Below are 8541 nucleotides of genomic sequence, written 5' to 3'. Positions count from 1 at the left end.
GGAAGACCGAACATCATGAATGGGAATTTACCCGTCATAAATGTACCTGCTGTAAGCTCTACACCGTCACGAATTTGTGCAAAGAAGATCGTTTGGYCACCACGAACAACTTGACCAGCTGCGTTAGTGTATTGTCCAAATTCAAACCAGAAAGGTGAATAGAAAATGTGATGAAGACCAAATGGAATTAACGCACGTTCTATTACCCCGAAAATAAAGGCCGATAACGTTTGATTGGACTCTACCATCAAGTACGATAGATTATTCAACCCTACTTGAATGGTTGGCCAAATCCAATATAGAATAACACCGATAAATAGTGCAAAAAATGCTGTTGCAATTGGAACAAAACGCTTACCTGCAAAGAATCCTAGGTAAGATGGTAACTCAATGTTAAAGAATTTTTTATAGGTGTATGTGGCGAGCAACCCGGCTATAATTCCGCCGAAGACGCCTGTTTGTAAAGTTGGGATACCTARTACGGAAGAAATACCWGGATCTGCTCCGATCATTTCTGGCGTCCATTCTCCGTAACCACCAAGGACGCTCATCGTTACATTCATAATCAAGTAACCAATTAGAGCGGCTAGGCCTGCAACCCCATCTCCATTTGATAGACCGATGGCTACACCGACTGCAAATAATAATGCCAAGTTAGCAAAGACGATGTCTCCAGCGCTTTCCATCACACTAGCTAATAAGACAATCCAATCCGCTGTTAAGAAAGGGAGTCTTGCTACTAGATCCGGGTTTTGTATGGCATTACCTAATGCAAGTAGAATACCTGCGGCAGGAAGTAATGCAACCGGAAGCATTAACGCTTTACCTACACGTTGCAGCACACTAAAAGACTGTTTAAACATGTGACATTCCTCCAATTTTTCATAGTTTCAAAGCTGAAATAGGTGTTTTATACAACAAAAAAGACATGAGTGGAAAAAACGAACACATCAATTGATAGAAGACGTACTTCTCGTTCAATTGATGTGTTCGTTTTCTTTTCCTCTCATGCCTGCATAACCAGTAACACGTTAAAAAGAAACGTCATTAATGAAATTATTATTGTTTTGATAAACGTTGGAGATGAAGAGTCAGATAAACTGCCTCAGCATCTGGAACCGTTTTCTTAAGTGATTGTTGCATAATCTTAACCAGCTTCCAAGACAGATTGTAGCATACAGGATATTCAGATTGCAAGACACTTTTTAAAGCTTCTTGATTGTCATCATATTGTTCATTGTTAATACGTTCTATGGCATGATGAAGGTGACGGACAAGGCGCAAGTAATCAACATCTTTACGGTCAATCTCAATCGCAAGGGAGCCTTCAATTACCTGTACAAGTTCTCCGATAAGGCGTGTATGACGGTTTACCTCTTGAAGTGGGCGTCTTGTAAGCGCACTATGGATGTGAAGAGCTACAAAGCCAATCTCTCCTTGTGGGATTGCAAGATTAAGCTCTTTGTTCATGTATTTTATAATATCAGAGGCCATTTCAAATTCATCTGGATATGCTAGCTCCGTTTCAGGAAGGAAGGGGTTCTTTATATCAAAACCTTGATGTAGACGCTTGAGTGCATAAAATAAATGATCCGTCAAAGCGATATGAATATGTTCATGTAAGCGTACTTTAAAGCGTTCTTCGATCATCGAAATAACATCATCCATCAGACCAATAAATGCTTCATCAACATAGTCAAGTAATTGCTTGTACTGCTCTTGCTCTTTTTCTTCTTTTAACACAAAGAACTTTTCAGCTACATCGCCCGCAATGGGTTCGCCAGACTTTTTACCAAATCCAAGACCTTTGCCAATCAAAATCACTTCAGCATAGTCTGGATGCTCTGCAATAAGAACATTGTTATTCAGTACTTTTTTAACGGTAAGCATGAGGGTCCTCCTTTCGTCAAGAGTAAGACGGTATCATAATAGCTTTTTTTGATTGTTAAGGTCAATAAAAAGAAATTTTTCTTTACAGGAATTGAGAGTTTGCAATAGCTGAAAAATTAGAAAAGGATAGAAGATCACTAACTATTAGGAGGTTTATGTCTTGAAAAATAAAGATACACAAGCTGTTGTTTTGTTCGATGGCGTATGCAATGTATGTAATGTAGCGGTTGATTTTATATTAAGAAATGAAAAAGAAGAGTATTATCAATTTGCATCTCTTCAGTCCGAGGTAGGAGCTCAAATAAGGCGAAAGTATGAAATTTTGGATTCCGTTGATTCTATTATTGTAATAGAAGATGGGCATGCTTATACATATAGTGATGCTGCTCTTAAGATTGTGCCCCGTCTGCAACATAAATGGCATTTTCTAAAGGTAATTAAATGGCTTCCTAAACCTGTGCGTGATGGATTATATCGTCAATTTGCCAAACAAAGGTATCGCCTTTTTGGAAAACGAGAAGTGTGTAGAATTCCTACTAAGAATGAGAGWGAGCGTTTTCTTTCTTAGTATWGTTCGAATGGTAAGAAATTTCCGGTTGTTCTGGCAGCAACGCTTTGCTACTATAGGGAAGTTATTATTTATTAACTCATTTAAAAGGTGGCCGCGATGAAGTGATAAAGAAGGATCATGTCACCTAAGAATAGTCAGCAAAGATTGGAGTTGAAAAGGTTGAAACAACAAGAACAATGGTCGTCGAAGTTAGGGTTTATCTATGCGACTGCAGGGACCGCGATCGGCCTTGGGGCAATTTGGAAGTTCCCTTATGTTGCAGGAACAAGTGGTGGGGGTGCATTCTTTTTATTATTTATTTTATTTACTGTGTTAATTGGTTTGCCTCTATTAATCGGTGAATTCTTACTTGGACGTCACACTGGAAAAGATGCAATATCGACATACAAACAATTAGCACCTAAGTCAGCTTGGGCTATTACCGGCTGGATTGGGGTCATCACTTGCTTTATTGTTTTGTCTTTTTACAGTGTAGTCGGTGGTTGGAGTTTACTTTATTTGTTTCATGCGATAACCGGGCAATTATCAGGGTTAACTGTTGATCAATATGGAGAGCGTTTTGGAGAAGTTATTTCAAATCCAATTCCTACACTAGGAGCTCAACTTCTTTTTATTGTGTTAACCATCGTTGTGGTATCAAAAGGGATTCAAAAAGGGATTGAGCGAGCAAGTAAAATTATGATGCCAGCTCTCTTTATTTTGTTAATTGTCATTGCGATTCGTTCTCTTACATTAGAAGGGGCGATGGATGGCGTACGCTTTTTATTACTCCCTGACATAGCAAATGTAAGCTCTGATACAGTTCTCTTTGCATTAGGACAAGCATTCTTTGCGCTATCATTAGGAGTTTCGATTATGGTAACCTATAGCTCTTATGTTCCGAAAACGCAGAGTCTTCCATTATCAGCCGTTTCAATAGGGGTTATGAATGTGTTTGTAGCTCTTTTATCAGGTCTTATTATTTTTCCAGGTGTATTTACGTTTGGTCTGGAGCCGAGTGAAGGACCGCCACTTATCTTTGTTGTTTTGCCAGCCATTTTTGAACAGATGGTCTTTGGAGAACTATTCTTAGTTGCCTTTTTCATCTTGTTTGTATTTGCGGCTTTAACTTCAGCCTTTTCAATGCTTGAGATTATTGTGGCTACACGAGTAAAAAAAGATATAAAAAAACGCCCTCGTGTCAGCTGGGCAGTAGGTCTTCTTATCTTTGTACTAGGGATTCCAGCTTGCTTATCTTATGGAGCGATGGCTGATGTGACCATTGCAGGTCGAACCTTCTTTGATGCGGCTGATTATTTAGCTAGTAATATTTTGATGCCTTTTGGAGCGCTGCTTATTTCTATCTTTATTCCGCTGAAATTATCTAAGACAGCATTATTTACAGAATTAAAGCAAGGATCATCCGTTGGTTCAAAAGTATTCATCGTGTGGTATGTACTTTTAAAATACGTTACACCGATTGCTATTATTGTGGTATTTATTGATGCGATTGGTATATTTAAATAAAGCAGAGGGACGGTTATCATGACCGTTTCTTTTTATTTTTTCTAAAATGGCTAAATTTTCTGATTCATTTATGTTTTTCAAATACGTAGAACATGTTAAAATGAAAAAATAGATAGATGCATTAGGTGGCATCATGAGGAGGGGACAGAATGGAGAATAACAAATTTCAAGCTTATCTAAGTGAACGATTAGAAAAAGCAAAGCAACAATTTGAGAGAACAATTGATTGTAAACACACGGAATTTGACGATCTTTACCCTTATATGACCGAACAACCTCAGTTCTTTTGGTATAAACGATACGTAGCATGGCAAGAGTTATTAACGGTTGTGAGTATATTGGATGACAATGAAATGGACTGGAAGCCAATGTTTACAGATAAACAATTAAGTTATGTGGAAGCACGAATCTTGGATGCGAAAGTACTTSATGATTGGTATGAAGTCCAAGAAGAAAAAGAGCCCGAACAATCTGCACAAAACGAATAACGCGATACCCCCTAAGTGTTGGGCTTAGGGGGTTACTTATGCGATGGAGTTGAAGAATGTTGAGAAGACTGGTGTATATCCTTGTAGCGATAGGATTTGTTGGACTCACTCAAGCATGTATAAGTGAAGAGCAGCCAATAGTAGAAGAAGACCTAATAACAGAAGATGAAGAAACCTCAGAGGGGGAGGTTGCAGGAGACGAGATGCCTTCTTTGGATGAAAGTGTGGAAGTAGAAGAGAGTCAGTCAATTGATCTAGAAGAATACAATCGTGAAGCCCAGCAGTGGGGCGAGAATGTCGAGGGGGTTATGRCTCGAATTGATACAGAAGAGAAAAAGCTGGCCCTCACTTTTGATGCATGCGGTGGACCGTATGGAAATGGCTATGATCAAGAGCTTATTTCGTTTCTGGAGGAAGAACAAATACCTGCTACTTTATTTATCAATCWAAGATGGATTGAAGAACAATCTGAGTTATTTTTAGAGCTTGCCGAAAATCCACTGTTTCAAATTGAGAATCATGGAACAGCGCATGTCCCTCTTTCGGTGAACGGGGGAACAGCTTGGGGGATAGAAGCGACCCAAAGTCCTGAAGAAGTAGAGGCGGAAGTGTTAGGCAATCATGAACGAGTATTAGAATTAACAGGAAGAAAGATGTCGTTATTCCGTTCTGGTACGGCTTTTTATGATGAAGTGGCAGTTGAGTTGGTCAATGCCCTAGGCTATGAAGTGGTCAACTTTAATATCCTAGGTGATGCAGGTGCGACCTATACTGCTAAGCAAGTAGAAAGTGCGTTACTTGGTTCAGAGAATGGGGCGATTGCGTTGTTGCATATGAATCAGCCGGAAAGCGGTACAGCTGCTGGGGTCAAAGCAGCGGTGCCGAAGCTTCGGGAACAGGGGTATCAATTTGTACGGCTAGATGGAGAAAAGCTTGAGTAAGGTGGGGGAATTATTCCCCCACCTTATTTTAAACGGCCACGGTTTGGACAATTTCCACTAATCGTTTCGCTAATTCATCAAGTTGTGCTTTGGTTGTATTTTTTCCAAACGATAGTCTGAAGTAGCGATGAATCTCTTGTTTGTTTTTTTGTAAAGCGACCATTGTCCGCGAGGGATCTTGTTTCCCAGATTGGCAGGCTGAACCTGTCGAAATAGCGATATGATAACGATCGAGTCTCTGCATCATAAGCTGACCTTCGATTCCCGCAATGGAAACGGCTAAAATGGACGGCAATTGTGTGTCAACATCCTCACCTCCATCGACGGTAAAGTGAATACCACTATCCTTAAGTTTCTTCAATAAATATTTTCGCAACGTCCAAAACGAATCTAATTGTTTATCCATCCGCTCATGGATGTGGACAGCTGCCGTAGTAAAAGCGGCAATTCCTGGTAAGTCAATCGTCCCATGACGGAAACCTTCCTGATGTGAAGTGAGCGGATGGGCAGATTGCCAAGGCGTATCTTTGTTCATAATGACGGCACCGATCCCTTTAGGGCCGTAGATTTTATGGCTAGAGACGGTGATCGCATCAACAGGTAAGTTCTTAAGGTCAAGCGGTACCTTGCCAAATGACTGAACGCAATCACTTTGGAAAATAATGCGGTGGCGACGGAGGAGTTGACCAATCTCCTTTATTGGTTGAATCACTCCAATCTCAGAGTTCACATGTTGAATGGAAGCAAGAATCGTATCTTTACGAATAGAATTCTTCACTGTATTTAGTAAGATCGTACCATCGGATTGAACAGGCAAATAAGTGACGTCTCTCCCTTGGTCTTCTAAACGTTGAAAAAAGGCAAGCACCGACGGATGTTCAATCGAGGAGGTGATTACGTGATTGCCTTTATGTTTATTCGCTTTATATAGACTCTCCAATGCAAGTAGATTGGCTTCTGAACCACTCCCAGTAAAATACACAGCTTCAGACTCCCCATTGACGACTCGTACCAGTTCTTTTTTACAAGTGTAAAAGAGCTGCCGTGCTTTTTCTCCTTCTTCGTGCAGGCTCTCTGTATTTGCGAAATAATGTTCACTTGTTTTTAGCCAAGCCTCAATGGCTTCCTTGGATATAGGGGTCGTTGCCGCATGGTCTAAATAGATCAATTTCATTCCTCCCATTAGTTAGCTCTTGTCATAAGTATAGTTTTATGTAAATATAGGTGTCAAGACACATGTAAAGAATGGGTGATTACATGTTAAAAACAGATATCTTAATTATTGGCGCAGGCCTTGCTGCTATTATGACAGCATTAAAGGCATCTGAGCGTTATAAAGTAACTCTAGTAATCAAAGGGCCAAGGAAAAGTGGAAACTCATGGCGAGCGCAAGGGGGGATTGCCGTTGCTCTTTCATCAGTCGATCACCCCGAGCTCCATTACCAAGATACGATGAAGGCGGGTTGTGATCAAAATGATCCTGAGCTAGTCAAAATTCTTGTTCACGAAGGACCGAAACGGTTAAAACATTGGATGGAAAAAGGCCTTGCTTTTGATACAAAAGAAGATGGGACCCTCGCACTCGGGAGAGAAGGGGCCCATTCACAGCGTCGAATTGTTCACAACGATGGTGATCAAACCGGAAAGGTATGTATGGAGTACTTTTGGAAGCTACTTGAAAAAAGGGATGTGACGATTCTTGAAGACCATCAAGCCATTGATTTGGTCATAGTAGCTCATGAATGTATTGGGGCAACCTTTCACGGACCGAGTGGTCAAGTGGTAACAATCCGGGCAAGTGCTACTGTACTAGCAACAGGAGGAATTGGTGGGTTATTTGAAGCGACAACAAATGACCCAACCCTAGTTGGAGATGGATTGGCGATGGCGCTGCGCGCAGGAGCTACATTACGAGATTTAGAGTTTATTCAATTCCATCCTACGCTCATTTATTCACAAAGTAAGGTGATAGGGTTGGCATCAGAAGCCTTGCGAGGTGAAGGGGCCTTTTTGGTTAGTGAGGCTGGGCAGTTAATTATGGAAAGTGTGCATCCATTAGGAGATTTAGCCCCTCGAGATGTCGTGGCTCGTGTGATTCAAGGGTATGTTCATCGTGGTGAGCAAGTCTTTCTTGATACCTCAATGATTCACAAGTTTGAAAAGCGATTCCCGCAGATAGCTGCGCTTTGTAAAAAGGGGAAGGTAGATCTCTCGCAAAAGAGGATTCCTATTCGACCAGGCGCTCACTTTCATATGGGTGGAGTCGAAACGGATGCATTTGGCAAAACGTCTATCCCTCATCTATATGCAGTGGGAGAGGTTGCTGGAAACAATGTGCATGGGGCGAATCGCCTAGCGAGTAATTCATTATTAGAAGCGATTGTTTTCGGTGAGAGATTAGGTGAATACTTAGCAAATTTAGCACCAAGACCAAAGTTACCAACATTGTTTTCAGTAAACAACAAGGAGCAAAAGGTAACGCCAAAACTTCCGAATGTGAATGAAGTAAAAAAGCGAGTCTCATATGCATTAAATATTACGCGGAATGAAGCGGATCTGAAAGAGCTACTTCACTGGTTGAGTCAATATGAGCCGCTAAGTGAGAAAAAGTATAATCGAACCTTGTGGTGTAGGAAAAAGATCACAAGTGACAATATGCGAATCGTCGCAAGTTTACTAGCAGCCGCCGCACTCGATCGAAAAGTGAGTTGTGGTGCTCATGAACGAAGTGATACCGGGAAGCTACATGTGGTAAGGGACGTACAGACAGTCATATCATAGGAGGGGTGTTGGGGATGAACCGATTATTAGTGAAAGAACAGTTAAAAACATTTTTTTGTGAAGACATTGGACACGGAGATGTGACCGCAGAAGCGATGTTTGATGCCGAGACAGGAATTGCTTTGTTTCGTGCAAAGGAAGCGGGCATCTTCAGTGGCGAGATTATTTTGCAGACTGCGTATGAGCTTTTTCATCCGAGTATAGAGGTTAAGGTTCATAAAAAAGATGGAGAAGAGCTGAGGACTGGAGACGTTCTGGCTGAGGTACAAGGTCCGATTGTTGATTTGCTCAGTTCTGAACGAGTCATTCTTAATCTTATTCAACGTCTATCAGGAATTGCTACACAGACTCATATGGCTGTTCA

At 41.0% G+C, this 8541-nt stretch carries 8 protein-coding genes and 1 pseudogene; 6 read left to right on the top strand and 3 right to left on the bottom strand.

Features of this window, described 5'->3' with window-relative positions; genetic code table 11:
• The coding region (locus AB685_RS23865) for a PTS transporter subunit EIIC (protein ID WP_047973075.1) at nucleotides 1-863 on the bottom strand (863 nt) is incomplete at its 3' end.
• A gap of 196 nt (nucleotides 864-1059) precedes the next feature.
• Nucleotides 1060-1890, bottom strand: a complete 831-nt coding sequence (locus tag AB685_RS23860; protein ID WP_047973074.1) for a transcription antiterminator — start codon at nucleotides 1888-1890, stop codon at nucleotides 1060-1062.
• Nucleotides 1891-2050: 160 nt separating this feature from the next.
• On the opposite strand from AB685_RS23860, the gene AB685_RS23855 reads away from it, so the two are divergent.
• The 4 genes from AB685_RS23855 (at nucleotide 2051) to AB685_RS23840 (ending at nucleotide 5396) form a co-directional block, all read left to right on the top strand.
• Complete coding sequence (locus tag AB685_RS23855) at nucleotides 2051-2458, top strand: DCC1-like thiol-disulfide oxidoreductase family protein (RefSeq protein WP_047973073.1); 408 nt, start codon at nucleotides 2051-2053, stop codon at nucleotides 2456-2458.
• 162 nt (nucleotides 2459-2620) lie between these two features.
• Nucleotides 2621-3967 carry a sodium-dependent transporter gene (locus AB685_RS23850; protein ID WP_128755936.1) on the top strand — a complete coding sequence of 449 codons (1347 nt, stop codon included), beginning with the start codon at nucleotides 2621-2623 and terminating at the stop codon, nucleotides 3965-3967.
• 149 nt (nucleotides 3968-4116) lie between these two features.
• On the top strand, nucleotides 4117-4455 hold the full coding sequence (locus AB685_RS23845; RefSeq protein WP_047973071.1) for a hypothetical protein: 339 nt from the start codon (nucleotides 4117-4119) through the stop codon (nucleotides 4453-4455).
• A gap of 56 nt (nucleotides 4456-4511) precedes the next feature.
• Nucleotides 4512-5396 carry a polysaccharide deacetylase family protein gene (locus AB685_RS23840; protein WP_047973070.1) on the top strand — a complete coding sequence of 295 codons (885 nt, stop codon included), beginning with the start codon at nucleotides 4512-4514 and terminating at the stop codon, nucleotides 5394-5396.
• A gap of 28 nt (nucleotides 5397-5424) precedes the next feature.
• Here AB685_RS23840 and AB685_RS23835 read toward each other — a convergent pair whose 3' ends face one another.
• Nucleotides 5425-6564 carry an IscS subfamily cysteine desulfurase gene (locus AB685_RS23835; RefSeq protein WP_047973069.1) on the bottom strand — a complete coding sequence of 380 codons (1140 nt, stop codon included), beginning with the start codon at nucleotides 6562-6564 and terminating at the stop codon, nucleotides 5425-5427.
• An 89-nt stretch (nucleotides 6565-6653) separates the two neighbouring features.
• On the opposite strand from AB685_RS23835, the gene nadB reads away from it, so the two are divergent.
• Entirely contained in the window at nucleotides 6654-8177 is a 1524-nt protein-coding gene (gene nadB, locus AB685_RS23830) for an L-aspartate oxidase (RefSeq protein ID WP_047973077.1), read from the top strand.
• A 14-nt stretch (nucleotides 8178-8191) separates the two neighbouring features.
• A pseudogene (locus tag AB685_RS23825) lies at nucleotides 8192-8541 on the top strand (nicotinate-nucleotide diphosphorylase (carboxylating)); the annotation flags it as partial.

The organism is Bacillus sp. LL01 (genome assembly GCF_001037965.1).
This window is presented reverse-complemented; position numbering and strand designations above follow the sequence as displayed.

Excerpts from the sequence above, each read along its gene's own strand:
- AB685_RS23860 (WP_047973074.1), bottom strand. The coding sequence starts at position 1,890 with ATGCTTACCGTTAAAAAAGTACTGAATAACAATGTTCTTATTGCAGAG.
- nadB (WP_047973077.1), top strand. The coding sequence starts at position 6,654 with ATGTTAAAAACAGATATCTTAATTATTGGCGCAGGCCTTGCTGCTATT.